We start from the raw sequence: 24,928 nt of genomic DNA, 5'->3' as shown, positions 1-24,928 counted from the left end.
CGTGTGGTCGGAACGCCGGGCGGGTCGACCGGAGGTTCGCTCCCTGGACGGGCGGACCGGATGTGTGTGCCGCCCGGCTACCCTTGCTCCATGTCCCAGCAGCCCAGCACCGAGGTGTCGTCGGTCTCTGCCCGTCCCGTCGGAGAAGAGCCGCAGGCCCGTCTGCTCACCGAGGCGGTGACCCGGCTGAGGCGCGCGCTGCGCTCCTCGATCCGCACCGACTATCCGTGGGAGACCCTGCCCATGGCGCAGGTCGAGCTGCTGCAGGTGCTGGGGGAGCACTCCCCGGTGCGGATCAGCGACCTGGCCGCCCGTCGGCGCCTGGCGCCGAGCACGGTCAGCGGCCTGATCGGCCAGATGATCACCGCCGGGCTGGTCGCGCGCGACGTGGACGCGGCCGACCGCCGGGCCTCGGTCGTCACGCTCACCGACGCCGGCCGCGAGAAGCTCGCCGCCTGGACCACCGCTCACGAACGCCGTATCGACGCCGCTCTCGCCGCCCTCGACGACGGCTCCCGGACGGCCATCACCCAGGCGCTGCCCGCCCTGTTCCGGCTGGCGGAGAACCTGGGCGAGCCGTCCGGCGGCGCGGCCGAAGGCTGACAGGACCAGCGAGTGCACCGGACGCGCGCGAGTCGGCCGGCCCTTGCCCCTGGTCCTCTCGCGCGTCGGCGAATCCGGCTCGGCCGGTGGCCGTTGCGTACGGTCCGGCCCGCCCGCGCCTGACCGTGCGGCATCGGTTCGGCCTGCGCGCGGGCGAGGATCACCGCCTCACCCGGGTCGTCGGACGGCTTCGCGCCACCGTCATGCCGCGCCGGCCACTGGCCACCCTGCCGCCCACCGCCGGACCTACGGCCGCGGGGATCGCCGACCGCCGGCCGCCGCGCTCTTCCGGCGGCGGTCCCGCGTGCGCCGGGAACACCCCTACGCGGCCCCGGACGTCTCGTCACGTCCAGCCGTGACCGCCGCTGTTGTGGAGCAGGGCCAGCACGGCGGTGGCCACGACCAGGCAGTGTGTCAGCCGGACGGGGCGGAACAGGGCTGCCAGGGCGAAGGCGAGGGCCGTGTACCAGGGCATCGCCCACGGTGCCGCGAGAACCCAGGCGAAGGCGAGTGCGAACGTGGCGGTGACGATGCGCGGGGAGTCCGCAGGGAGGTGCCGGTGGAGCAGCGGGGCCAGCCCCAGCAACAGGACCGGCCAGAGCACGCTGATGCTCGCCGCGGCCGCACCAGGGCCCGTGAGCTCCGTCTCGAAGCGGTCGAACACCGCCCACAGCGAGGGTGTGGACACCAGATGCGAGGCCGCGGAGAGCGGTTTCAGGGCGTGCAAACCGTAGCCGCCGTAGAGTGCGAAGAACGTCAGCACCGCCGCCCCCGACACACGGGCCGCCCGCGGCCAGGCGCCGGAGCGGACGAGCGGCCAGGTGAGGCCCACCCCGACCAGGGCGGCGCTGATCTTGACCCCGCACGCCAGCCCGGCCAGTCCCCCGACGACCAGGTCGTGGTGCCGTCCGGTGGCCCGGCGCGCCACGTGAACGGCGCCGACGGCCAGGGCGGCGACGAGGGTGTCCAGATGCCCGCCCCCGACCAGTACGCCGATCAGCAACGGATTGGCGGTCCACAGGAGTGCGGCCCGGACCGGATCGTCGGCGGCGCGCATCAACAGGCGGCCGGTGCCGAGGAACGCGGCCGCGTTCGCCAGCATCAGCACCCATATCGTGAGCAGCGGCCGGTCGCCACCCACGAACCCGGCGGCGGCCTGCCACCACGTGGCGACCGGGCCGTACACCGACGGGGTGTGCTGCCAGGCGTCGCTGACCAGGCGGGCGTAGCCACCCCCCAACTGGGCAGGGGTCGTCACATACGGATCACCGCCAAGCGCGGCGATACGGCCGTAGGCGGCGTAACTGGCCGTGTCGGACGAGCCGACCGGGGTGAGATTCGCTACGACGAGCACGGCGATCGCGCCGACGCGGAAGACGGCCCGTGGATCGGGACGCCAGCCTTGGCTGTGGGCGTCCAGCAGGCGGAGGGTTCCGGCGCACGACAGCACCACGGCGACGCAGGTGACCACCGCGGAAACGGTGCCCGTCATGGCCGGCAGCCGAAGCCAGGTGATCGGCGCCCTGAGGGTGTTGTGGTTGGGAGCGCTCGCACCGACCAGCCCGAACAGGGCGACGCCCGCCCCGGCCGTCCACACGGCCGCACGCGGCCGGGGCCGTCCGTCGCTCGCCCGTGCGGTCGGCGAGACCGTCGTGCCTCGTCCCGCGGTGTGCAGATTCCATGCGCTGTCGTTGCTCGTCAAGGTCGCCCTCTGTGTCGTACTCCCGTCACGGCCGCGCCGGTCGGTTCGCGGCGCGCTCCGTGCCGGTCTCCCGCAACTGACCGAGGACGCCGGCCGAGGAAGGTCGCCGGGCGGCGGTCAGCTCCCTCCCGGCCCGGTCCACCACCCCGACCGGCGGTGCGCCGACCGGTGCGGCCACGACCTGCCGACCCGTGGCCGGTTTCGGACCGGGCGCCGACGGCGCCCACTTGACCAGCGAGCGGCCGTCGCCTCGCCGCTCCACGGTCAGCGACGAGCCGTACGTCCACGTCGTCGTCCGCCCGCCGTGGTCCAGGTTCGCACGGACGGAGAACGGCGCCTGAAAACCGGGCCGGCCGGCTGCCGGCGAGGGTCAGGGACGTCGCGTGCGGAACCGTCCCGCACGACGCCCGTTCCGCGCCCGCGTCCGCGGCGTTGTCGGCGAGCGACGCGGCCCTCGCCGTGTCCCGCGACTGCCGGGCGGCCGGACACCGCTGTGCCGTGGTGCGCATTCCTCCGCCCGGGGGCGGACTGGTGTTCACCGGGTGTACCGCTCCCGCACGCGGTGACGCCGCCGTGCGAACGCCCTTCTCCCGCTGCCCGGCCGCGCGGCACACGAAGGTCGCTCCCGTCGCAGCCGCCGTGACCGCGCCGTCGGCGACTGCGGTCCTCGCTGCTCTGTGCACGGGCTCTCTTCCCTCCGACGCGGCCGCCTTGCGCGCCCCGTCGCACGTACTCGGGCTCCCGCCCCGGTCCGGCGCACAAGGCTACATCGGATACCGAAACATTCGGATGCCGGGGTAACGGCGGTGCTGATCGCCGGTGACGTGGTCTCAGCGTGACGATCGTCCCGGCACCGGGAGCCGTGCGCGCGGCAACTACTGCGCGCTCAGGAACGCCGGGACGCTGGACTCGCGGCCCAGGCGACGGCGTCGTCGACTTCGTCGTATCGGAACTGCCGTACCTCGGCCTGGACGAAGTGGTTCGCCAAGTGAGGCATGAGTGCGGCGAGCTTCGAGTCGGCTGCCAGCGCGACCTTCCTCACCCTGCGGTGGTGATCGCGGACGAAGCGTACGTGCCGGAGCAGGCCTGAGATGTTCTCCCAGCAGGGGAAGTCGCGAGCGTGCACCACGACACCGGCCAGTGTGTCGTGGGTCGCGAGCCAGCTGTCGGCGGTCTGTGCCAGCGCGTCGAAGTCCTGCGTACGCAAAGGGTGTTCGACGGTGACAAGGAGTACCTCGGACTCGGCGAGGAGCTGGTGGGACACACCGGGCCCTTCGGGCAGCGAGGCGAGCCAGTCCAGTGCCTCCTCACGGTCCTCCACGTCGAAGACGCGTACCGGGCAGGGCATCAGGAAACTCGCGAGCCGGGTCGGCTCCCGGATCCAGCGGGTGTCCGTGACGACGGCGCATCCCTCGAACAGGCGCATGGCGCCCAACCCGACCTTGAGATCCTCCCACCCGGCCGCCGGCGTGAACGACCGGAACTCCGGGCCGCACTCCCACAGGATCCGGATGCGGCGTCCTTCCCTGCGCGCGTCGTCGACGAGGGGCTCGATCACCGTTCGGTAGTCGTCCTTCGACACCGTGCCGACCGCCTTGACCGCGACGACCCCCGAGGGCACGTCCTGAGCTCGTTCGAGCATGCCGTTCCTCTCTCCGTGTCGGTGCGTTGTGGAGCCTGGCCGTGGGGAAAGCAGCCGGAGGAACCGGTGCACCCGGTGGCTTCGGCCCACCCGGCGGCCGGCTACCGGCGTCCGTACAGCCGGTCGAGGTCGACGAGTACCACCTGACCCTGCACTTCGGCGGCGCGCAAAGCGGGGCTGAAACCGGCCCCGCTGTAGCAGGCGGGCCGGGTGCGGGCGGTGTCCTCGCCGCGGTCGGCGAGGATGTCGAGGAGCCGGCCGAGATGTTCCAGATGGTCCAGGTCCATCACCTCGTCCCACCGGGCAAGGCCCACCGACAGCAGAGAGCCGTTGCGTACGCCGCCGTGGCCGCGTACGACCACGTCCGCCGCCACGTCCGAACCGCCCGGGTGCGCAGGGTCGGCAACCGACCCGTGGGCGGCAGACCCGGGGCGGGCGTCGAAGACGTCCCGTCCGGCGAAGGAGAGGGCCCAGTCCCGGCAGATCTGGGCGAAATGGGACCGGGCCACCATGGAGTCGAAGTCCGGGCGGGCATGCTTCCAGACCGCGACGGCGTCCTGCTGTGTCAGGGCCGACCGGTGAGGCCGTACGACCGCGTGCTCGAAGGTCAGCAGCGGCTCGGCAATGCGCAGTCTGATGAGGCTGGGCCGGAAGGCGTCGGCCTCGCTGTGCAGCAGCCCGTGTTCCCGCAGCAGCCCGAGGCAGCGCGCGGTGTCGGTCAGGGGAGCGCCGAGGCAGTCCGCGACCTGGCCCTGGGTCGAGCAGCCCGTGGCGACGGCGGAGAGGGCGGAGTGGCACAGCGCGCGGTCCTTGTGGTCGATCTCCTCCTGCAGCAGGTGGTACGCCTCGCGGTACAGGGGTTTGCCCGGGTTGAGGGCGGTTCTGCACACCCAGGCGTCGAAGTCCTCCCGCCCCGTGGGGATGTCGTCCTGGACGTACTCGTGGCGGTACGAGGGGGTGCCGCCGACGACGGCGTGGACGAGCAGGGCGAGGGCGGGGTCGTCGATACCCCAGAGGCGTGCCGCCTGGCGGTAGTCGAACGGCCGCAGGGTGAGGTGCAGATCGCTCAGTTCGTGCAGCGGGGACGCTGTGCCGAACAGCCGGTGCATGAGGGGCAGGGAACTGCCGGCCAGCAGGAGGCGTGCCTGACCGGGGCGACCGCCGTCGCGGCGCCGGTAGGCGCTGTGCAGGATGGAGGGGAGCGAGGGGCTCTGCCGTACCAGGTCGGGGAACTCGTCGAGGACGATGGGTGTCGGCCGTCGGTCTCCGAGGGTCAGGAGGTCGTCGGCCGCGTCCTCCCAACCGTGCCAGTGGCTTGCGGAGGACGCGTTCGTGTACCGGGCCAGCTCGTCGGCGAGGTGGCTCAGCGACTCGGCCTGCGCCCCCTGCTGTGCCCCGAAATAGAAGCCCCCCAGGGCGCCGGTGAGTGCCTCCAGCAAGAACGTCTTGCCCTGCCGAAGCCGCCCGCCGACCACCCCCAGGCGGGCCTCGGGCCGGCTGTCACAGGCGAACGCGACGAGTTCCTGCCACTCGGCGTCCCGGTCGAACACCTTCTGCGGCTTGTCCGGGAGAGGGATGTCGGACGACAGCACGGCCATTCCCCTCGTTCGGTGGTGCTTTCCTCTCCAGTACAACGCCAGATGCCGGGCCCCGCGACACACGACTGGCTCGCCGGTGCACACGGGGCTTCTCCCGCGAGCCGAGCCGCACCCCTTCGTCCGGCTCGACTCCCGCACCGGGGCATGTCCCGCCGTCGCCGGGCCGACCCCCGGGGCGGCAGGAGATCGTCAGTCCAGCGGCGTCGGCCGATGCGTCTCGGGCCCACGTCTCCAGCTCCTGCTCCGGGCATGCCAACCCGTCGACCCGCCGCATTGTCGAGATGAACGCGGATCGCGCCAGGGGCGGACCAGCACGTGTGCGAAGGCAGGGATGTCAGGCCTGTGGACGGATGACCGCCAGGGGGCACTGGGAGAACTGCAGGAGGTGGTGGCTGACGGAGCCGAGGGCCAGACCGTGGAAGCCGCCCAGTCCCCGCGAGCCGACCACCAGGAGGTCGGCGCGGTCGGAGGCCCGTGCCAGTGCGATGACCGGTGGTTCGTCGGGCACCTGTTCCACCACCTCGACCTGGGGGTGCTCCTCGCGCAGCGGCGCCAGCCACTCCTCCAAGGCCTGCAGACGTTCCTTGGCCATGGCGTCCTGGGCCGCGCTGACATAGGCGTGCGGTTGCGGATGGCTCCACGCGTGCACGGCCTGCACCTGGGCACCGCGCAGCGACGCCTCCTCGAAGGCGTACGCGAGGGCGGCCTGCGCGTGCGCCGATCCGTCGGTGCCCACGACGATGCGGCCATGGCCGGTGGTGACGTGGTTGACGATCACCACCGGGCATGCCGCGTGGCCGACCACCTGCAGGGCGACCGAACCGAGGAGCAGACTCCCGAAGCCGCCCATGCCCTTCGCGCCGAGCACCACCGTACGGGCGTGCTCCGCCTCGCCCAGCAGCACCGCTGCCGGGGTGCCTGAGGGGAGGTCGGACGTCACCTCCAGGCCCGGATGGGCTTCCCGCACGATGGTGGTGGCCTCGGCCACGACTCCCTTGTCCCAGTTGCCCGCCTCCCGCGCGCGTCCCTGTTCGGTCGTCGCGTAGGAGTGGGCTGGGTGCAGGACATGGATGATGCGCAAGGGGCACTGGCGCAGTGCCGCCTCGTGGGCGGCCCACACAAGAGCTCGCAGACTTCGCCCGGAGCCGTCGACTCCGACCGTGATCGGATCAGTCATTGCCTTCTCCCGGGTATGCGGATGTCGGGCGCCGCACCTGTTCCGTGAGGGCCGGCGATGCTCCGCCCGAGGGAAGCGGGTGGCCCGGCGGTACGGCAGGCATGGCACATGAGCTGCCGCGGCTGTCACCTCTCTCTACCGTCGTCCATCCACCCGGTGGAGGCATCTCAGGACGGCTCTTCCGGCCTCGTCGGCTGTGCCGGGCCACCACCTCGCACGGGTGAAGAGCCGACGGTCGTGGCGGCCCTCCCCTTGCGGCGCGCATGAGCGGCGGGGGCGTGACGCTCGGCGCAGGCGATCCCCTGCGCGGTGAGGGCGGGACCAGCCCCGCGACAGGCGCTCGGTCGCCGTGCCGCTGACGGTCACTGGGGCGGGGTGCGAACTCCCGGCTCCTCGGCCGATGGCGCGTCAACGGCGTGGTCATCGTTTCTTCCGTCCGCCCGGGCACGCTCTTGCCGCAGGACGTCGAGGACGACGGAGCCGTCGACGGTCTCCTGGGTGATCAGTCGTTCGGCCAGGCGTTCCAGGGCGTGCCGATGGTCGCGCAGCAGCGTGACCGTGCGCTGTTCGGCCAGGCGCAGCAGGCGGGCGACCTCCTCGTCGACGATGCGCTGGGTCTGCTCCGAGTACGGTGGCCGGCCGGACTCCTCGGTGCTCTCACCGAGGAACTGCTGGTGCGAGGAGGCGTAACCGATCGGGCCGAGTTCGGCGGAGAGGCCGAACTCACGGACCATGCGGGTGGCGATCTGGGTGGCTCCGGCCAGGTCGTTGGCGGCTCCTGTCGATCCCTCGCCGAAGACCACGAGTTCGGCCGCGCGCCCGCCCAGGCGCACCGCCAGCAGGTCGGTCAGGTAGCTCTCGCTGTACAGGTGGCGTTCGGCCTCGGGCAGCTGTTCGGTGACGCCGAGGGTGACGCCCGCGGGCAGGATGGTGACCTTCGCCACGGGGTCCGCGTGCTCGCACAGTGCCGCGACCAGGGCGTGGCCCGATTCGTGGACCGCGACGGAGCGGCGTTCCTCGGGCAGCAGGGCGTTGGAGGACTCCCGGCGCCCCAGGAGCACCCGGTCACGGGCGGCATCGAGGTCGTGCGGTTCGATCCGGGTGCGGTCGTCGCGTACGGCGTTGATGGCGCCCTCGTTGACCAGGTTGGCGAGATCGGCGCCGGAGAACCCTGGCGTGGCGCGTGCCACGGCATCCAGGTCGACGTCCGGGGCCAGTTTCTTGTCGCGGGCGTGGACGGCGAGGATCGCGGCCCGTTCGGTCTGGTTGGGCAGTGGCACGGTGACCTGCCGGTCGAAGCGTCCGGGGCGCAGCAGGGCCGGGTCGAGGGATTCGGGCCGGTTGGTCGCGGCGAGGACGACGATGCCGCTGGACTGGTCGAAGCCGTCCATCTCGGACAGCAACTGGTTGAGGGTCTGCTCGCGCTCGTCGTTACCGCCCAGCCGGCCTCCGCCGGTGCGGCGCGATCCGAGCGCGTCGATCTCGTCGATGAAGACGATCGAGGGGGCGCGCCTGCGGGCCTGGTCGAACAGGTCGCGCACCCGTGAGGCGCCGACGCCGACGAACATCTCCACGAACGCGGAGCCGGTCACCGACAGGAACGGCACGTCCGCCTCGCCCGCGACCGCCCGTGCGAAGAGCGTCTTGCCGGTACCGGGCGGCCCCACCATGATCACGCCTCGGGGTCCCTTGGCACCTGCGGCGGTGTACCGGGCGGGATTGCGCAGGAAGTCGACGACCTCGCTGATCTCCTGCTTGACCCCGTCGTATCCGGCGATGTCGCTGAAGCCGGTGGTGGGCCGCTCGGCCTCGATGATCTTCGCCCGTGAACGGCCGATGGCGCTCAGCCCGCCGGTGACGGACCCCGCGGCCCGTCGTCCCATCCACACGAAGAAGCCGACCAGCAGCAGGAACGGCAGGAACGAGAAGAGCACGGACAACCACGCCGAGCCACCGCCGTTGCTCTGGCTGGCCTTGATCTGCACGTGGTGCGACGTCAGCTGCTGCTGGAGCTGGGCCCCGGTGCCCAGCGCGGTGGGGATCTGGGTGGTGAACTTCGTGCCGTCCTTCAGGGTGCCGTTGACCGAGCCCTTGTCGTTGATGTCGACCATTCGTACCTGGCTGGCGCCGACCTTGCCGACGAAGTCGCTGTAGGAAAGCGATGTCGTGTGTGGCCCGGAACGGGCGCGAGACAGCAGGAGGACGATGACGAGGGTCATCAGGATCCACCAGAAGATCCACCGTCCGCCGGGCGCCGGTGGCTGCCGCGACGGAGGCGTGGACGGTTCCCGCGGCGGCCCCGGTTTGGCGGGCGGCGTCAGGTGCCGGTGCGGCATCCGAACTCCTCTGATCACCGATCCCACGCCCTTCGCTCGCGTGCACCCCATCCACCAGCCTCGACCCGTTCGTGCCCGGGTGACAGGGTCGAACGGCCCTGATGGGGCCGTTCGGTCAGCGCCCGCCCAGGATCGAGGCCGACCGCGGCGGCGACCGGGAGCCGACTGACAGGTGCCCTGACACCGGCGTGATCCTGGTGCAGGCGTGGGGCCGTTCGCCGTGCTGGGTCGGCCGGTGGGTCCTTCGGACCGGAGGTCCGGGGCGACCGGCCCTGGACCCGGCGGTCCGTGCGGCGGGAGGCTGGAGTGCAGGCCGAGACGGGCGAGGTGGAACATGGGCACTCCGCCGAAAGCGCCGGTGCACGCGCGGTCGCGTGAGGAGACCGCTGGAGCGGCCGCGGTGATCGACGTCGCGGGAATCGGCAAGCGCTACGGGCCGGTGGTGGCGGTCCAGGAGGTGTCGTTCTCGGTGTGGGCGGGCGAGGTCTTCGCTTTCCTGGGCCCCAACGGCGCCGGGAAGACCACGACCGTCAAGATGCTGTGCACCCTGGCCCGGCCGACGGTGGGGCGGGCGTCGGTCGCCGGTTTCGACGTGGTCAGGCAGCCCAGGGCCGTGCGTCGCCGGATCGGGTTGGTCTTCCAGGAGCAGACCCTGGACGATCAGCTGACCGCCGAGCAGAACCTGCGCTTTCACGCCGTGCTCTACCACGTGCCGCGCGCCCAGGTGGGGCCGCGCATCGACCGGGTCCTGCGGCTGGTGGAACTGGAGGACAGGCGGCAGGACCTCGTGTCCACCTTCTCCGGTGGGATGGCGCGCCGCCTGGAGATCGCCCGCGGGATGCTGCACACCCCCGCCGTGCTCTTCCTCGACGAGCCGACCATCGGCCTGGACCCGCAGACCCGGGCTCTGATGTGGGACGACGTCCTCCGGTTGCGTCGCGAGGAGCACCTGACGGTCTTCCTGACCACGCACTACATGGACGAGGCCGAATACGCGGACCGGATCGCCATCATCGACCACGGCTCCCTCGTCGCCACCGGTACCCCCGACGAACTCAAGCGCCGCGTCGGCGACGACACCGTCGACCTGGTGACCGACGACAACCCCGGCGTCGCCGCTCGGCTCAGGGCCGTCGGCCACCGCGTGCAGGAGAGCGAGCAGGCCGTCGTCGTCCACGCCGAGGACGGCGAGGCACAGGTGCCCCGGCTGATCGCACAGGCACAGGCGGCGGTGCGCAGTGTCCATGTCCGGCGGCCGACGTTGGACGACGTGTTCCTGCACTACACCGGCCGGCAGATCCGGGAGGAGCCGACCGGGCACACGCCCTCGGCGCAGGTACGCGCCCACGCCGCCCACCGCCGATGAGAGGGTGTGAGCGCCCATGACCGCAGCCCGTCCGTCACCCGTCTCCCCGTCCCCGGGCGAGGCGGGCGAGCCGTTCTCCGAGGATCTGCGCACCGTGGGCATGGTGTGGCGCCGGGAGCTGATCCGCTTCGCGCGCAACCGGGCTCGGATATTTTCGAGCTTCGTGCAGCCGGTTCTGTTCCTCTTCGTCCTGGGCTACGGGATGACGTCGCTGGTGGGCAGCACCGGAGGCTTCGACTTCAAGAAGTTCGTCCTTCCGGGCGTCGTGTCCATGACGGTGGTGACCACGGCCATCTTCTCGGCGATCTCCATCGTCTGGGACCGTGAGTTCGGCTTCCTGCGCGAGATGCTCGTCGCTCCGGTCAGCCGCACGGCACTGGTGGTGGGCAAGACACTCGGCGGAGCGAGCGTGGCCACCGTCCAGGGCACCGTCATGCTGGCCCTGGCCCCCCTGATCGGCGTGCACCTGACAGCACCTTTGATGGGCGAGGCGATCGGAGTCGAACTGCTGATGGCCGCGCTGATGACCTGCTTCGGCGTCCTCGTGGCCAGTCGCATCCAGCGCATGGAGGGCTTCTCCGTCGTCATGCCGCTGCTGCTGTTCCCCATGCTCTTCCTGTCCGGAGCCCTCTTCCCGCTCAAGGGCCTGCCCACCTCGCTGACCGTGATGACGAGGATCAACCCGCTCACCTACGCCGTCGATCCACTGCGCCGCCTGGTCTTCGCCGCCCAGCACATGCCGCCCGCCGCCCAGGCCCGCTTCCCCACCGGGGTCACCCTGTTCGGATACCGGCTGCCTCTCGCCGCCGAACTGGGCATCGTCTGCGCCTGCGCGGCCGCGTTCCTCGCCCTGGCCATCAACGGCTTCGGGCAACCCGAATAGGCCGGTGCCCAGGCCCACGCCGGTGCAGGCACACAGCGCGCACCCGCAGGTCTTCCGGGCGCTGGACGCGTTCTCTATGCGGCCGTGTCGTCGACGGAATAGTCGATCATCGGTCGGACGGTGACGACGCCGTCCACGCCCTTGGCGAGCCGCTCGGCGATCCGGGCGGTGCTGCGGTTCTCGACCTCGCCGCGCAGGGTGACGACACCTTCGTGAACCTGGACCTGCACCTCGGTTTCGCCCAGCCGCAGCATCCCTTCCAGCACGTCGTCGCAGATCTCCTCCCGGATCTCCTCGTCGGGGCGCAGGAAGACACGTAGCAGGTCCGAGCGGCTGACGATGCCGATGATGTGGTCCGTCTCGTCCACGACGAGCAGCCGCCTGACGCGGTGGCGGTCCATCGTCCGGGCCGCCTGGGCGACCGGCCAGTCGGCGTGTGCGGTGACCACGGGGGTGGTCATCAGCCCGGCGGCGTTCTCCGCGCGTGCCTTGACCCGCTCGTGCGGCCACTGAGGTGCTGCCTGCTCGCCGTACTTGTCGGGCTGTTCGACCTGCTTCCGGAGGAGGTCGGCCTCCGAGACCAGTCCCATCGGCGCGCCGTGCGCATCGGCCACGGGCACGGCGCTGATGCCATGCGTGGACAGCACGGACGTGATCTCTTTGAAGGGGGTCTCAGGTTGGACGGTGACGACATCGCGTGTCATCACGTCGCTGACGGTGCTGTGCTGGGCGGTCATGTGAGCAGCTCCTTCCTGCGTGCACACGTCGGGCGGACGCCGTTTCGTGCCCCTCTGCCACTGTGCTCCTTCCGTGTGGAATCCGGTCACCACCGGCCCGCCGGGTGAGCAGCGGGGGCCATGTGGTCGGTGAACCAGTCGCAGGCCAGGTCGCTGACCTTCTCCAGAGCACCGGGCTCCTCGAAGAGGTGGGTGGCGCCGGGGACGACCGCGAGTTCGTTCTCACAGCGCAGCCGGGCCTGTGCTTCGCGGTTGAGACCGAGCACCAGTCGGTCGTGGCCTCCGACGATCAGCAGCGTGGGAGCTGTCACCTCCGGCAGCCGCGGTCCGGCGAGATCGGGCCTGCCGCCGCGGGAGACGACCGCGGCGATGCGGGCGCCGGGCTCGGCGGCGGCCCAGAGCGCGGCGGCCGCGCCGGTGCTCGCGCCGAAGTATCCGATGGCCGGCTCCCGGGCCTCGGGCTGCTCGCGCAGCCAGCCGGTGGCGTCCGTGAGCCGGCGGGCGAGCAGGTCCGTGTCGAAGACGTTGGCCCGGTCGGTCTCCTCCGCCTCGGTGAGGAGGTCGAACAGCAGGGTGCCCAGGCCGGCCCGGTTCAGGCCGGCCGCGACGAACCGGTTGCGCGGGCTGTGGCGGCTGCTGCCGCTGCCGTGCGCGAACACCACGATCCCGGGCGCGGCCTCAGGGACCGTGAGCCGGCCCCGCAGTACCAGCTCACCCGCTCGTACGTCGGCTTCCCGGTCCCCGGGCACGGTGGGACCGGGGGGAGTCCGGCGGGTGCTCACGGGGCGGGCGCGGGCCTCCTCCAGGCAGGCGACGACCTCGTCGTCGTCGGTCTGGGAGAAATCGGCGTAGAACTGCCCGATGGCGTAGAAGTGCCACGGCGTGTGCAGGCACACCGTTTCGTCGGCGTCCGCACCCAGGCGGGCGGTCCAGTCGTGCGGTGCCACGGGTACCGCGAGCACGACCCGCGCGGCCCCGCGAGCGCGGGCGATCCGGCAGGCCGCTCGTGCCGTCGAACCCGTGGCCACCCCGTCGTCGACCACCAGCGCCGTGCGCCCTTCGAGCCCGAGCGGTTCCCGCTGACCCCGGTAGCGCCGGGCACGGCTCTCCAGCACCTGCCGCTCGTGTGCCTCGACCTCGGCCAGCTCGTCCAGGGGGACCCGGGCGGCGCGCACCACCTCGTCGTTGACCACGCGGACCCCGCCTTCGCCGATGGCCCCCATGCCCAGCTCCGGCTGGAACGGCACGCCGAGTTTGCGTACGAGGCAGACGTCCAGCGGTGCGCCGAGGGCCGAGGCGACCTCTGCGGCGACCGGCACCCCTCCGCGGGGCAGCCCCAGCACCACGACGTCGGAACCCTTGAGATCCTTGAGCCGGACTGCCAACTGTCGTCCGGCATCCCGGCGATCCACGAAGTACATGATCCGATCTCCTTGCCGAAACGCGGCGGCGCGCGGCGACGTGCATGCGTCCCGCTGTGCCTCCATCTCACTCCGTCGGAGCCCTCTTCGCATGCTGTCGTCCTGCGAGGACGACAAGCCGTCACCAGCGCCCTCATGACCATGCAGGGCGTCAGATGGCCATCGGACGCAACGCGGTGGCCGGTGCCGCGGACCACCGCCCCGCCGCAGCGACGCCGTCGGGCTGCCGTGGCGGAGCCGACGCGGCAGGGAGCCGGGCCGCGTCCCTCAGCCGAACAGACGGCGCACCCGTATGGTGTCGACGTGCCTCCAGCCGGTCGTGGGCAGCAGCAACCACTCCCGGTTCCTGCCGCGCTCCGTCCCGGCTGCGGTCGCGCCCCGCATGGCCCGACGCCGCGGCAGCCTTGCTCCGCAGCCGGGCGGCGCGGAGGGGTTCCCGCCTCCGGCGAGGCCGCTCACCGCCTCTCCCGGTGCGGCTGCCCGAACGAGGCAGCGTGTGCCGGATGCGTCTCGATCACGCATCCCGGGCCGGGAAAGATCTCTGTCTCGTGCCCGTCCTCGTAGCGCACGCGGTAGGGCGGTTCTCCGTTCTCGCCCAGCACTTGCACGACGGTGGCATGGTGCTCGGCGGATCCCACGGTTCTGCCGGTGAACCGCAGCACGTCACCTTCATGCGCCTTCATCCTGGCTCACCTCGTTCCCTGTCTTCGTTTCCTGCCTTCGTACAGGGTGGCTCCGAAAGGTGGCTCGAGCGGTAGGGCCTTTCGGGCACCGATGAGGGCTGTCGGGTCCGTGACCAGGCCGGCGCCGGACGTCCCGGGGCTCTTGCGGCAAGCGGGCGCGGCTCGTTCGGCAGGCGCATCCTGGAGGGGAGAAGCCGCGGCACGCCAACCCGAACGTGGCCTGATACGGCGGCATCCCGGACGCGGTGGCACGTGGCGTCGACAGCCCACTCGGGAGCGACCATGAAACTTTCCTTCCTGGAGCCTCTCTACAGGCAGTCCGGTCCTTTCGCGTCCGTCTACCTGGACACCTCCCGTGACGCCGCCGTCGAGGACCCCGATTCCGCCGTACGACTGCGCTGGCGGCATCTACGGGACGCACTGATGGGCGAGGGAGCCGACCGGGACTCCATCGCCGTGCTGGCGGGCACCGTGGGCAGCGACACGGAGGTTCCCGGCACCCATGGTCAGGCCGTGTTCACCGCCCACGGACACCTGGCCCTGCTGGACGAGCTGCCCGCACCGCCCGCACGAAACACCGCGCACTTCGGCACGCTGCCGGACACCCTGCCGCTCATCGTCCAGCACGCGCCCGGTATCCCGTACCTGGCGGTGCACGTGCATTACGGCGGCCGTCACTCGACGGACGCCACCGGCAGCGTGCGGATCGAGGCCGAGGCAGGCACATGGCCGCTGACCAGGGTCACGCCGGGCCACCGGCTGGACGAGGAGATCCCGGTGGCCGACTGGCCCCGCGCCGCCGGAGAGGTCGGCCGGGAGCTGGAAGGTCACGCACGGCGCATCGACGTCGAGACCGTGGTCGTCGCCGGAGACGTCTGGGCCCGGGGCATCCTCGTCCACCGGCTGCCGGCGTCACTGCGCGGGCAGGTCACCACCGTGGAGGGCGCCGGCGAGTCCGAGCCCGGGCGGGCACTGCTGGAACAGCGGCTCGAAAGCCTCTTCACGGGGCGCATGGCCGCGCACGACCGGGCACTGCTCGACGCCTTCCTTGCCGAGCGCGCCCGCGGCGGGGCGTTCGCGGAAGGCCTTGCGCCCGCCGTGTCGGCGCTGCAACGCGGCAAGGTCAAAGCTCTTTTCCTCAACGACCACCCCGAGTCGCCGTTCCGCCTGTGGATCGGCCCGGAACCCGGTCAACTCGCCCTCTCCGAACAGGAACTGCGCTCCTACGGCATACGGGAGACCAGCGAGGAACGGGCCGGCACGGCTCTTGCTCGCGCCCTCGTCGGCACGGGGGCGGAACTGGTGGTGGCCGAGCAGGAGCTCTGGCTGAGCGAGGGCGTGGGCGCCCTGCTGCGCTATGCCGACCCGATGTCCCGCGAGTGACCAGCCTTCCGGGAAGCGGCAGCACGCCGGCTCTGGCCGGTGCCTTCCCGCAGTCTGTCGTGCTGCGAAATGTTCGTGCCGTCACCGGCCCGCACGGCTTCCACCACTGCCTGGTGCAGGTTTCGGCTGTCCTGCCGGGAAGGGCACGGCACCGGACTGCCGGTGAGGGTGAACCACTGGGAGGTGCCGGTGTACTGGACCTTCACCGTGGCCTGCCGGCCGTCCCAGATGGTGTGCACGGTCAGCTCCCCCGTGACGATCCCGGCCTCGTCGGTACGAACACCCCCCTTCCCCGTGAACACGCCTGTCGTCGTCCACGATGTCTGGACCATGGCGCCTTCAGCCTTCCTTCGTGAATCCGCTTCCTGGTACCCGCCCGGCTCTCAGACCGGGACGGAGCCATCGCTTCCCGTCGGTTCCCTGAGTGCTCTCAGTTCCGGTGGGGACGCGGCGCTGCGTCCGGCTTCGTCTCCCACGAACCGGGTCGGGGCCCTTGCGCTCTCGAGGAACCGGGCGGTCCACCAGGGGGATCATGAGACGTATCCCCGGGTTGCGGACATTGCGCAGTCTTCCGAAGCGCAACCCGACACCCCGCTGGTACTGCCGGACGATTGCGACTCCGAGATTCGCCACGGCACCCACCTCCTTGAGGCTCTGGCTTTCATGGTGACCGTCCGGCCCGCAGCAGGGCGCGTGCCATCTGTCCCGTCCGGGGGGCCGACCGGCCCCCCCGGCACACACGCCCGCCGGGGGAGGGGCGGCGGTCGCGGTCACAGACGGTGACCGAGCGGACCTCGCTGAGGCCTTCGTCCAAGGACCGCTGCGCGGCGCCGATCAACGCTGCGCCGAGTGGCCGGCGGCGGTGCGCCAGGCCCGGGTCAGCGCGCCGTGCGTCATGACGAGAGCCTCGGCCCGGGTCTGGTCGCTGCGCAGGCGCAGGGGCGGGCCGACGTGCACGTGGAGCCGTGGGCGGCGCAGGGGAGCGGTGAGCAGCCTGGCCACCTGTTCGCAGGGCCTGCCGGACGCCAGTGCGCGGGCGCCGGCCTGCCCCAGGGGCACGATCTGGGCACCGGTGGCGTGCGCGAGGTGGACGAGCCCGGGGTGGAACGGCCGGGGCGGAGCCTCGCCGACACCCTCGCGGTGCGGGAGACCGCCTTCCGGGTAGAGCAGGACGGTCCGGCCCGCGGCCAGTGCGGCCTGGGCCTGTCGCAGTGCCTGGGCGGCTCGTGGGTCGTGCCGGTGAACCGGGATGTGCCCCTCCCGGGTGAGGACACGGCCGAGCAGAGGGACGCGCCACAGCCCCGCCGCTGCCAGCACGATCGGCTCGGTGCCCAGCCGGCGCAGCGCGGCGAGGACGACCGCAGGGTCGCTGAGAGAGGTGTGGTTGGCGATGACGATGCTGCCCGCGACGGCTTCCGGAGCCACATCCGTCGTGACGTCCAGGCGGCCGAGGACGGGCACGACGACCTCGGCGAGTCGACTGAGCAAAAGCACCCCCGGGTGGTGGGGACAACCGGTGTGACCCGTGCCGTCGGCGCAGCGGCGAGCACTCCTTGATGACCTTATGCTGCGCGGGCCGCTCCCGTGGGCCGGGCCGGGCCGGCCCGGCCGGTCGCCGCCCGCCCCAGGGACATGGTTCGACGGCGCGCCCTCCGCGTGGCTGTCATGTGCTTCTTCAGCCCCGCCGGGAGCACCGGAGGCAGGTCACGTTCGCCGGCCTGACGGGTGGGGGGCCCGGGGCGGGCGGGTCGGGGCCCGCGGGCGACCGGCTGAGACGATCGGGCGGCCACCGCGGAGCGACGGCTCGGACCCGTCGCCGTACCCCCGGAGAGACCTCGACGGTGGTCTGCTCGACGTGCAGCGTCACGTGGTGTTCGGTGCCGCCGGGGGCCGGGCGCAGCGTCGGGTCGTGGTGCCGCCGGGCCGGCGGCGGGGACGCGTCCTTGCCGCTCGTGTCCATGCCGGGCATGGACGGCTCCTGTCGGGTGGCCGCGGGCAGGAAGGTGGAGGTCGTGTGCGCACCGGTGTCCCGACCGGGTGCGACCGCTCTGCCCGGGCCCCGGCCGACCCGCAGGCAGGCCTGCCGAAGGGGCTCCCCGTCGTCGGGAGCCCACGCCGGGGGCACACCGTGCGTTCCGCCCCCGGTGGGTTCAAGCTGGAGACAGAGCATGCGTGATCACGGTGCGCGAGGGCAAGGGAGAACGATCATGCGGGTGGGAGTGCTGACCGGGGGCGGCGACTGCCCCGGTCTCAACGCGGTGATCCGCAGTGTCGTACGCAAGGGCGCGCAGGCGTACTCCTGGAAGTTCGTGGGAATCGTCGACGGGTGGGCCGGAGTGGTCGAGGACGTGACCATGCCCCTGGACGTCCCGGCCGTGCGTGGAATCCTTCCGCTCGGCGGCACGATTCTCGGCTCCACTCGCACCAACCCTCTCCGGCTCGAGGACGGCATCGACCGCATCAAGAACACGCTCAGCACGCACAAGATCGATGCCCTGGTCGTGATCGGCGGCGAGGACACCCTCGGTGTCGCGACCGCACTGTCCGACGCGGGGGTCAGCCTGGTCGGCGTGCCCAAGACCATCGACAACGACGTGGGCGGCACCGATTACACCTTCGGCTTCGACACCGCTGTCAGCATCGCGACCGAGGCCATCGACCGCCTGCACACCACGGCGGAGTCCCACAAACGCACACTCGTCGTCGAGGTGATGGGACGCCACTCCGGGTGGATCGCCCTGCATGCCGGCGTCGCCGGGGGCGCGAATGCCATCCTCATCCCGGAAGTGGAGTTCGACCTCGACCAGGTGTGCGCGTGGGTGGAGAAGCGCTTCGAGATCAACTACGCGCCGATCGTCGTCGTGGCGGAGGGAGCGGTTCCCAAGGCCGGACAGATGGTGGTCAAGGACGAGTCGCGCGACGAGTTCGGGCATGTGCGCCTGTCCGGGATCGGTGACTGGCTGGCCCGGCAGATCGAGCACCGCACGGGGAAGGAGGCCCGCACGACGGTTCTCGGGCACATCCAGCGGGGTGGCACGCCGAGCGCGTACGACCGGTGGCTCGCGACACGCTTCGGCCTGCACGCGGTGGACGCGGTCAGGGACGGCGACTTCGGCACGATGACGGCTCTGTCCGGCACAAACATCACCCGCATCCCGCTTGCCGACGCGACGAAGGCGACCAAGCGGGTCCCCCAGGAGCTGTACACGGAGTTCGACGTTTTCTTCGGTACGTGAGGCCGCTTCGTGGCGGCGTCATGCGGCACGATGACCGTCGTCGTCCCGCGCCGCCGTGCACGAGGTGTGGCCGGACGGCGTCCGAGCTGCACGGCAGGCAGTCGCGCGCCGCGCGGCCGAGCGGCGCCGAACGCGCGGTCCCGGACCGCTGGGCACCGGTCACCCGCGGCCCGGTCCGGCGGCGGCCGCGCACCGACCGAGTCCCCGAGGTCCCGCACACGGGCCGAACGGCCCTGCCGGACATTTCACCATGAATGCCACTCTTGTGACATGAAGCGGCAACCAGGTAAAGGAATCAACGGCGCAGGGCTCGGCCCGGGGAAGAAGACCCGGCTCAACCGGATCCTCCACCAGCACGGCCTGCGCAACGGTACGGCGATCTTCCTGCCCTACGACCATGGACTGGAACACGGCCCGCGGGACTTCTTCGACAACCCCGTCGTGAGCGACCCGGCATACATCGTCCGGCTCGCGCTGGAGGGCGGGTTCAACGGGATCGCCATCCAGATCGGACTCGCCGAGAAGTTCTACTGGGACTACGCAGGCGAGGTTCCCCTGGTCCTGAAGCTGAACGGGAAGACGGACATACCCTCCGACGCGGAGGCTCTTTCCCCGCTGCACGCGTCGGTCGCCGACGCGGTCCGCCTCGGAGCCGATGCCGTGGGCTACACGCTGTACGTCGGCAGCCCCGCCCAGGAAACGGACTTCCGGCAGCTTCGGCAGGTCCGGGAGGACGCTCAGCGGTTCGGCATGCCGTTGATCGTGTGGGCCTATCCGCGCGGTGCCGCGATCGAGGCGAAGGGCGGCAGGGATTCCTTCTACGCCGTCGACTACGCCGCGCGCACGGCGAGCGAACTCGGGGCCGACATGGTCAAGGTGAACTTCCCCCACCCCGAGAAGGTGTCCGGGGTCAAGGATGCCTACCAACACGATTTCTCCCCCCAGCAGGCCATCGATGCGGTGGTGCGGTCGGCCAATCGCACCCTGGTGCTTGTCTCCGGCGGGGAGAAGGCGGGCGACGAGGCCATGCTGGAGAAGACGCGCCAGTCGATGGAGGCGGGCGCCACCGGACTGATCTTCGGCCGGAACGTCTGGCAGCGTGAGCACGATGAATCGCTCCGGTTCGTGGCCCGGCTCCAGGAGATACTCGCGAAGTACCCCCAGGCGGGCGCATCCGGTACGTGAGCCGCAGGCAGGGGCAGGAAGCGCCGTGCAACGCCGTGGTGATCCCTGTGCCCTCATCTGCCGGTGATCGTGGAGAGCCATGCCGTGTCCTCCGGGCCCGGCGTTTCCGGGCCGGGTTCGGGCAGCCGGCGGAACTCGCCCGTCCGCAGGGCGACCGTCGCCCGTGGCCGCATCGGCCCGTCGCCCCTGCGAGAGAGGAGGACGAGTTCCCAGACCGTAGCCGTCATGGGCTCGAGCCGCGCGGCGCAGTCGGCGCCGACTCGCTTCGGGTCCCGGGTCCGGCCGAGGGACAGATGCGGGGTGAAGCTCCCGGCGGCCCCATGACAGTGCGGAAACCGCTGCTGCAGTCCGCGGTGCAGGTCTGCCCACGGCGCCTTGCCGGCCGCCGCCGGGTCGAGCCACACGGTGCAGTACGCCCTGTGCCGGAAGGTGTGCACCCCCTCCAGCCGGGCGGTGAAGACCGGTGCACCGCCCGTCGCCGCGGCGAGCAGCGGGGCGGCCCGCTCGAAGTCGGACTCCGGTACGAAGCCGAAGAGCACATTGACGTGCGGCGGCCAGCGGTGGATCTGCGGATCGTAGTCCCGGCGGATGTCCTGGATCGGCGGCCACAGCTCCGCAGGCGGGATCCAGGCCACCGCCGTGCGGGCCGTCGGCGGCACGTCGAGGCCACCGGCGGGCCCGGCCGTCCCGGGGTTCGTGCCGGAGCTCAGGTCGTCTCGCGGATCCCGCACCCGGCCGACACCTGACGCGTCGATGCGGTCCACACCCGTGGCCCGGTCCCAGACCACCTCGCCGTCCGCCTCGATGAACACCACCCGGTGCCACGGGATGTCGCCCCCGGGCACGAAGGAAGACAGCGTGACGCGTGTGAAGCCACCCCCGCGCCGGCTGATCCCCAGCACGAACCGGGCCGGGTCGAACCGCGGGTCCCAGCGGACCCGGTGGTAGATCTCGTCGCTGGTTCGCATCACGCCCCCTCTCCCGTCGTCATGCCTCCTCCTCCAGGGTGCGGCATCATCCATGGCACACCCACGGTCGTCCGGCAGGGGGGCGAGTCCCCTGACTCGCCCGTGTCGGCCCACGGCCTCATTTGACTTCGAGCGCACTCGAATTCGTAGCGTTCCGGGTATGAGCACTGCACAGCACAAGATCGGATCCGGTTTCGGTGCCACCAGCACCGCCGACGACGTTCTGCACGGCATCGACCTGACGGGAAGGCTCGCCCTCGTCACCGGTGGTTACTCGGGGATCGGCCTGGAGACCACCCGGGCGCTCGCCAGGGCCGGAGCCCGCGTCGTCGTGCCCGCCCGCCGCCGGGCCACGGCCGAGCAGGCGCTGACCGGTGTCGCCGGAGTCGAACTGGACGAGCTGGACCTCGGCGACCTGGAGAGTGTGCGCGCGTTCTCCGAGCGGTTCCTGGCCTCCGGGCGGACCGTCGACATGGTGATCGACAGCGCCGGGATCATGGCGTGCCCGGAGACACGGGTGGGGCCGGGCTGGGAGGCCCAGTTCGCCACCAACCACCTCGGCCACTTCGCCCTCGTCAACCGCCTGTGGCCCGCGATCGCACCGGGCGGTGCCCGGGTGGTCTCCGTCTCCTCCCGCGGCCACCACTACTCCGGCATCCGCTGGGACGACGTCCACTGGCGCCGGGGCTATGACAAGTGGGGGGCATACGGCCAGGCCAAGACCGCCAACGTCCTGTTCGCCGTCCAGCTCGACAAGCTCGGCCGCGAGGCCGGCGTCCGTGCCTTCGCCCTGCACCCCGGCGGCATCGTCACCCCGCTCCAACGGCATCTGCCCAAGGAGGAGATGATCGAGCGAGGCTGGATCGACGAGGACGGAAACGTGCTGAACCCGGAGGGCTTCAAGACCCCGGCGCAGGGCGCGGCCACCCAGGTGTGGGCGGCCACCTCGCCGCAGCTGGACGGGATCGGTGGCGTCTACCTGGAGGACTGCGACATCGCCGAGCCCGCGCCCGAGGGCGACGAGCGGCTCGGTGTGAAGGACTGGGCGATCGACCCGGAGCAGGCGGCCCGGCTGTGGGAGCTGTCGGCGGAGCTGACGGGCGTCAACGCGTTCGCCGCCTAGGCCCCCCTAGGGCGTGTTTCGAAAGTCCCGTCTGGTCCGCTACGCCTGGCACGGCACCTCGCCGCGTTGTCGGGATCGTCCACGTACGCCCGGTACGAGGACGACCCTCCGCCTTGCGATGCACCGCACCAGACGCCGCGGACCCCGCCCTCCGGGCGGACGACGCTCCTTTCGAAACACGCCCTAGTGCCCCCACAGGCGACGCTCGCCCCGTCGCGACGCCCGGCACACACCCTCGCCGCACCGACCGAAAGCCCCAATGCGTCCGGTACGAGGGTTTCCGGCCGGCACGCCGGCAGCACGCACCGGACGCCGCTCCTTGACGGGCGAACGTCGCCTGCCGGGGCACTGGAACTGCCCGGAACGTGGGCTCGCGCACCAGGCGTGAGCCCACGGTTCACCTGTGATTCGCCCAAAGACCGCATGGGGGCTTCGTCGCGGCGCCAGCGTACCGGCATGCATTCTGACGAGAGACTGTTCGCACAGTTCCTGTCCCGCCGCGGGTTGTTCTCGGCCGTGGGCGCAGTCGGCGCGGCTCTGGCGACGAGCCCGGTGCTGGCGGGTACGGCCGCCGCCGCACCGGCCCCTGATGCGCCGGAAGCCGTCACGGCGGAGGAGGCGGCCGACGACCCGGTGACCACCCCCGCGGTCAACGGCCTGCACCTGCAGTTCGGTTCGGACGCCTCCAGCGAGGTGGTCGTCTCGTGGCACACGCTCCAGCCGGTGCAGAAGGCGCGAGTCCTGCTCGGCGACGGCAACGGTCGGTTCTCGGGCACGTACCCCGCCGAGACCATGAGCTACACCGACGCCAAGTCGGGCCAGGTCGTCCACGCCCACCACGCGCGGCTGACCGGCCTGCGCGCGGGTTCGGGGCACGTCTACTTCGCGGTGCACGCCGGGGCGCAGCCGGAGTTCGGTTCGTTCACCACGGCTCCCAAGGGCCGTGCGGCGCTCCGGTTCACCAGTTTCGGCGACCAGGGCACCCCCACCCTGGGCAAGCTGTCAGGCGGCACCTACGTCAACGACAATCTGGGAAGCCCTGCGGCGGGCAGCCTGCCGACCGGTGTCGAGCGCGTCCGGCCTCTGTTCCACCTCTTCAACGGTGACCTGTGCTACGCCAACCTGGCGACGGACCGGGTGCGCACCTGGTCCGACTTCTGGGACAACAACACCCGTAGTGCCCGGCACCGGCCCTGGATGCCGGCACCCGGGAACCACGAGAACGAGCTCGGCAACGGTCCCATCGGTTACGAGGCGTTCCAGACCTATTTCGCGACCCCCCGGCAGCCCGGCCAGACGGAGGTCACCCGCGGTCTGTGGTACTCGATGACGGCCGGCTCGGTCAGGGTCGTCTTCCTGGCCAACGACGACGTATGTCTCCAGGACGGCGGCAGCAGTTACGTGCGCGGCTACTCCAAGGGCGCGCAGAAGGCGTGGCTGGAGAAGGAGTTGCGCAGCGCCCGCGCCGACCGGAGCATCGACTGGGTCGTGGTGTGCATGCACCAGGTCGCCATCAGCACCGCCGACCAGTTCAACGGCGCCGACCTGGCGATCCGGCAGGAGTGGCTGCCGCTGTTCGACCGATACGGCGTGGACCTCGTGGTCTGCGGCCACGAGCACCATTACGAACGTTCCCACCCGGTCCGCGGCCGGCAGCAGAACGGCACACTGACCCCGATCCCGGTCTCCACCCGCACGGACGTCATCGACACCGCCAAGGGCACCGTGCACATGGTGATCGGCGGAGGCGGCACCTCCGTGCCCTCGAACAAGTTGTTCTTCGATCCGCCGGCCTGCCGCGTCATCACCTCGGTCGGCGAGCCCGACCCCACGACCGGCAAGCGCCCCGCCGTCTACACCCACGAGGACGCCCCGTGGTCAGCGGTCCGTGATGCCGCGAACGCCTACGGGTTCGCCTCCTTCGACGTGGACCCGGGCAAGCACCCCGGCGACCTGACCACGATCACCGTCACCTACTACGACGTGATCGGCCCCCAGGGCGAGCTGAAGCCGTTCGAGTCCTTCACGTTGCGGCGTCGCCGCACCGACGGCTGACCCGCCCGGCCCGCCGTCCTCCCCGCCTGCCGGTGAGGACCCCGGGCGGGGCGGGCGCAGGCCGATCACTCGGCCGGCTCGCAGTGCCGAGCGCCCATGAGGACCGCGTCGGCGAGTCTCGCGCCGGACCGCTGCTGCCGGCCGTGGCGTGTGGTCGTGCCGCCGGCACGGCGGGGGCCGTACTTGTCGCTGGTGACGTGGCGCATGGTGCGCAGCGGTGTGACGAATCCCGTCGCGGGCCTGTCGCGCGTCGAGGTGGGCCGTCCGCGGGTGTCGAGCGGCAGGCCGCCGCGACCGTCCCGACCGGGCGTTCGCGCACCGCAACCGACCCGGTGGCGGAACCCGCACCGGGGCGCCCAGGACGAGCACCTCGGCCCGGCAGGTCCTTCAAGAGCACCGGTGGCGCCGATCCCGGTCAGCGTACTGGGGCTGGGCCCGGCCCGATCAGTCACCGCCGGCGCACCTCGGGCACTTCGTCGGATGCGCGCGGCAGGCGGGGTGCGCGGGCGGGCCGGCGACCGGCCGCCCGAACGGACCGGCGCCGCCCCGCGGCGCCGGTCGTGTCGGGGAAGGTCCCCGCCGCACCGTCCTACGGATGCCGGCCCCGGCCGGTGTAGCTGGCTGTGGGGGTGGGGGAGGGGGAGTCGGTGGGGCCGCCGCCGGTCGTGCCGCCGAGCAGACCTCCGTCGCCCGCGCCGCCGGTGAGGCCGCCCGTGGTGGTGCCCGACGTGTCGGTCGGGGTCGGGTTCGGGCAACGCTTCTTCGGGCGGCACGTCCCGGCGGACGGGCTCGGCGTGGCCGGTGCCGTCGTGGTGGGCGGCGGCGTGCTC

General features: G+C 71.7%; 21 protein-coding genes. 9 read left to right on the top strand and 12 right to left on the bottom strand.

Annotated elements, in window-relative coordinates; all coding sequences use genetic code 11:
- Positions 1-90: 90 nt before the first annotated feature.
- Positions 91-603 carry a MarR family winged helix-turn-helix transcriptional regulator gene (locus AC5WRT_RS13810; protein WP_496095298.1) on the top strand — a complete coding sequence of 171 codons (513 nt, stop codon included), beginning with the start codon at positions 91-93 and terminating at the stop codon, positions 601-603.
- Positions 604-946: 343 nt separating this feature from the next.
- On the opposite strand, the gene AC5WRT_RS13805 is transcribed toward AC5WRT_RS13810, so the two are convergent.
- Complete coding sequence (locus tag AC5WRT_RS13805; RefSeq protein WP_496100251.1) at positions 947-2,305, bottom strand: MptA/MptB family glycosyltransferase; 1,359 nt, start codon at positions 2,303-2,305, stop codon at positions 947-949.
- Positions 2,306-2,496: 191 nt separating this feature from the next.
- Between AC5WRT_RS13805 and AC5WRT_RS13800 the strand changes: the two genes are divergently transcribed.
- Complete coding sequence (locus AC5WRT_RS13800; RefSeq protein ID WP_496100250.1) at positions 2,497-2,646, top strand: hypothetical protein; 150 nt, start codon at positions 2,497-2,499, stop codon at positions 2,644-2,646.
- A gap of 545 nt (positions 2,647-3,191) precedes the next feature.
- On the opposite strand, the gene AC5WRT_RS13795 is transcribed toward AC5WRT_RS13800, so the two are convergent.
- The 4 genes from AC5WRT_RS13795 to ftsH all read right to left on the bottom strand — a co-directional run bounded on the left by AC5WRT_RS13795 (position 3,192) and on the right by ftsH (position 9,058).
- Positions 3,192-3,947, bottom strand: a complete 756-nt coding sequence (locus AC5WRT_RS13795; RefSeq protein ID WP_496095300.1) for a SpoIIAA family protein — start codon at positions 3,945-3,947, stop codon at positions 3,192-3,194.
- A 101-nt stretch (positions 3,948-4,048) separates the two neighbouring features.
- A complete protein-coding gene (locus AC5WRT_RS13790) occupies positions 4,049-5,539 on the bottom strand; it encodes an AAA family ATPase (protein ID WP_496095301.1) in 1,491 nt (496 codons plus the stop codon).
- Between the two features lie 340 nt (positions 5,540-5,879).
- Positions 5,880-6,722 (bottom strand): universal stress protein, encoded by an 843-nt coding sequence (locus AC5WRT_RS13785; protein WP_496095302.1) that lies wholly within the window; start codon positions 6,720-6,722, stop codon positions 5,880-5,882.
- A 362-nt stretch (positions 6,723-7,084) separates the two neighbouring features.
- Positions 7,085-9,058 (bottom strand): ATP-dependent zinc metalloprotease FtsH, encoded by a 1,974-nt coding sequence (gene ftsH / locus AC5WRT_RS13780; RefSeq protein WP_496100249.1) that lies wholly within the window; start codon positions 9,056-9,058, stop codon positions 7,085-7,087.
- A gap of 334 nt (positions 9,059-9,392) precedes the next feature.
- On the opposite strand from ftsH, the gene AC5WRT_RS13775 reads away from it, so the two are divergent.
- Together AC5WRT_RS13775 and AC5WRT_RS13770 are read left to right on the top strand one after the other, a co-directional pair.
- The gene (locus AC5WRT_RS13775; RefSeq protein ID WP_496095304.1) at positions 9,393-10,424 is read left to right on the top strand and encodes an ATP-binding cassette domain-containing protein; all 1,032 of its coding nucleotides are present in this window, start codon (positions 9,393-9,395) and stop codon (positions 10,422-10,424) included.
- Positions 10,425-10,440: 16 nt separating this feature from the next.
- A complete protein-coding gene (locus AC5WRT_RS13770) occupies positions 10,441-11,307 on the top strand; it encodes an ABC transporter permease (protein WP_496095305.1) in 867 nt (288 codons plus the stop codon).
- A 74-nt stretch (positions 11,308-11,381) separates the two neighbouring features.
- Here AC5WRT_RS13770 and AC5WRT_RS13765 read toward each other — a convergent pair whose 3' ends face one another.
- From AC5WRT_RS13765 to AC5WRT_RS13755, 3 genes are all read right to left on the bottom strand, one after another.
- A complete protein-coding gene (locus AC5WRT_RS13765) occupies positions 11,382-12,044 on the bottom strand; it encodes a CBS domain-containing protein (RefSeq protein ID WP_496095306.1) in 663 nt (220 codons plus the stop codon).
- 86 nt (positions 12,045-12,130) lie between these two features.
- Positions 12,131-13,465: a phosphoribosyltransferase family protein gene (locus AC5WRT_RS13760; RefSeq protein ID WP_496095307.1), complete on the bottom strand. Its 1,335-nt coding sequence runs from the start codon at positions 13,463-13,465 to the stop codon at positions 12,131-12,133.
- Positions 13,466-13,920: 455 nt separating this feature from the next.
- Positions 13,921-14,148 carry a DUF1918 domain-containing protein gene (locus AC5WRT_RS13755; RefSeq protein ID WP_496095308.1) on the bottom strand — a complete coding sequence of 76 codons (228 nt, stop codon included), beginning with the start codon at positions 14,146-14,148 and terminating at the stop codon, positions 13,921-13,923.
- A 282-nt stretch (positions 14,149-14,430) separates the two neighbouring features.
- Here AC5WRT_RS13755 and AC5WRT_RS13750 point away from each other — a divergent pair, with 282 nt between their 5' ends.
- On the top strand, positions 14,431-15,531 hold the full coding sequence (locus AC5WRT_RS13750) for a baeRF2 domain-containing protein (RefSeq protein WP_496100248.1): 1,101 nt from the start codon (positions 14,431-14,433) through the stop codon (positions 15,529-15,531).
- Here AC5WRT_RS13750 and AC5WRT_RS13745 read toward each other — a convergent pair.
- Together AC5WRT_RS13745 and AC5WRT_RS13740 are read right to left on the bottom strand one after the other, a co-directional pair.
- On the bottom strand, positions 15,504-15,863 hold the full coding sequence (locus tag AC5WRT_RS13745; protein WP_496095310.1) for a hypothetical protein: 360 nt from the start codon (positions 15,861-15,863) through the stop codon (positions 15,504-15,506). The genes AC5WRT_RS13750 and AC5WRT_RS13745 overlap by 28 nt on opposite strands.
- 502 nt (positions 15,864-16,365) lie before the next feature.
- Positions 16,366-17,019 (bottom strand): lysophospholipid acyltransferase family protein, encoded by a 654-nt coding sequence (locus AC5WRT_RS13740; protein WP_496095322.1) that lies wholly within the window; start codon positions 17,017-17,019, stop codon positions 16,366-16,368.
- A gap of 719 nt (positions 17,020-17,738) precedes the next feature.
- Here AC5WRT_RS13740 and AC5WRT_RS13735 point away from each other — a divergent pair.
- Positions 17,739-18,767 (top strand): 6-phosphofructokinase, encoded by a 1,029-nt coding sequence (locus tag AC5WRT_RS13735; RefSeq protein ID WP_496095311.1) that lies wholly within the window; start codon positions 17,739-17,741, stop codon positions 18,765-18,767.
- A gap of 270 nt (positions 18,768-19,037) precedes the next feature.
- Positions 19,038-19,952 (top strand): class I fructose-bisphosphate aldolase, encoded by a 915-nt coding sequence (locus AC5WRT_RS13730; RefSeq protein WP_496095312.1) that lies wholly within the window; start codon positions 19,038-19,040, stop codon positions 19,950-19,952.
- A gap of 53 nt (positions 19,953-20,005) precedes the next feature.
- Here the strand turns inward: AC5WRT_RS13730 and AC5WRT_RS13725 are convergent, their stop codons facing one another.
- Complete coding sequence (locus tag AC5WRT_RS13725; protein ID WP_496100247.1) at positions 20,006-20,920, bottom strand: RNA repair domain-containing protein; 915 nt, start codon at positions 20,918-20,920, stop codon at positions 20,006-20,008.
- Between the two features lie 160 nt (positions 20,921-21,080).
- Here AC5WRT_RS13725 and AC5WRT_RS13720 point away from each other — a divergent pair, with 160 nt between their 5' ends.
- Both AC5WRT_RS13720 and AC5WRT_RS13715 read left to right on the top strand, forming a co-directional pair.
- Positions 21,081-22,043, top strand: a complete 963-nt coding sequence (locus tag AC5WRT_RS13720; RefSeq protein ID WP_496095314.1) for an SDR family NAD(P)-dependent oxidoreductase — start codon at positions 21,081-21,083, stop codon at positions 22,041-22,043.
- 456 nt (positions 22,044-22,499) lie between these two features.
- Positions 22,500-24,098, top strand: a complete 1,599-nt coding sequence (locus tag AC5WRT_RS13715; RefSeq protein ID WP_496095315.1) for a purple acid phosphatase family protein — start codon at positions 22,500-22,502, stop codon at positions 24,096-24,098.
- A gap of 65 nt (positions 24,099-24,163) precedes the next feature.
- On the opposite strand, the gene AC5WRT_RS13710 is transcribed toward AC5WRT_RS13715, so the two are convergent.
- Positions 24,164-24,304, bottom strand: a complete 141-nt coding sequence (locus AC5WRT_RS13710) for a hypothetical protein (protein WP_496095316.1) — start codon at positions 24,302-24,304, stop codon at positions 24,164-24,166.
- Positions 24,305-24,928 lie beyond the last annotated feature (624 nt).

The sequence above is a fragment of the Streptomyces sp. NTD91 genome (assembly GCF_059510455.1).
The sequence above is the reverse complement of the archived record's forward strand: the minus strand, read 5'-3'. Positions and strand labels throughout refer to the sequence as shown.